The organism is Caballeronia terrestris (assembly GCF_001544515.1).
Classification (GTDB): domain Bacteria; phylum Pseudomonadota; class Gammaproteobacteria; order Burkholderiales; family Burkholderiaceae; genus Caballeronia; species Caballeronia terrestris.
In genome coordinates this window covers 1-1,006 of sequence record NZ_FCOL02000485.1, presented here as the reverse complement: position 1 = coordinate 1,006, position 1,006 = coordinate 1, and the positions used below count along the sequence as shown (strand labels likewise).

1 protein-coding gene is annotated in these 1,006 nt (G+C 59.4%); it reads right to left on the bottom strand.

What is annotated here, in order from left to right:
• Positions 1–150: 150 nt before the first annotated feature.
• Positions 151–768 (bottom strand): hypothetical protein, encoded by a 618-nt coding sequence (locus AWB67_RS43290; RefSeq protein ID WP_125477897.1) that lies wholly within the window; start codon positions 766–768, stop codon positions 151–153.
• Between the last annotated feature and the right edge of the window lie 238 nt (positions 769–1,006).

The window sequence follows — 1,006 nt, the reverse complement described above, 5'->3', positions numbered from 1 at the left end:
CCGGTCGATAGGGTGAACGCATCGGCGATCGTCGCGCGCCAGGCGACCCTCGTCGAGCAGCGGACCCCTCGGTTAGACGGATGATTCGGATCCTACCGACTCTGAAAAGCGCGTGGCGGCTCTCCGTCCGCGAGCCACCCTTGTCGAAGTTTACATTTCCGTTGTTCTTCGTGGTTGAGTGTGGCGATCGACCAGTCGATCCGCTTTGGATGGAAATCCGGCGACGTAAGCCGCGTTGCACCGCCAATTGTTCCGTCGTGCTTGAATACGGCTTGTCCGTTTGCGATGGTGCATCGCGCTTCCGGACACACCGCGCCATGCCCGTTCCAACGCTGCGGCGAGCGCATTGGGCTCTTTGCACATCGCAATGTATTGACGATCTTTAATTTTTTCATCTTCCTGATACGCGAGCAGGTCTTCGTGAGTGAGCGAAGAGAGTGGCTTGCGCAGTTCGATGGCCGCCCACCAGAGCAGGCGCTCGGCTTCTTTGCGATAGCTGGTTAAGGTGGCGGGGCTGTCGACGTAGCGTGCGAGCCACGCCTTGATCGCATCGATGTCGCAGACAGCGGCGATTTGCGCGCGCACGCCGCCGGCCCGATTCGAGCCCTGTCGGCCGTCGAGGTCAGGCGGAAGCGTCGTGTGCTCGAGCGAGGCGATGGCGCCGTGGGAAGCAGGAGATAGAGGGTGAGCGGAGGTCATTTCGGCGCGGCGCGATCTCGCGAACTGTGGCTTCAGAATTATGGTCATAAGGATAAAAGTATCGAACAAAAAAACTCCTAGAAACAATGGGTTAGGAGGATTCTTTGCAGGAGCTGAACGTGGACTAGGGAAATCATCGCAGCGAGTTGAAGACGGCGTGGCAGGAAGCGCCTGAAGACCGTGGGCGGCAGCGGCACCTAGGCAACGGGCGGGCGTACGGTGACGATTTCGCAGGACGGATGGCCTCGATTGATCGAGCATAAAATCCGGAACAGCGCCGGCCCAAAGTACGAGGCAAGACGAAGGC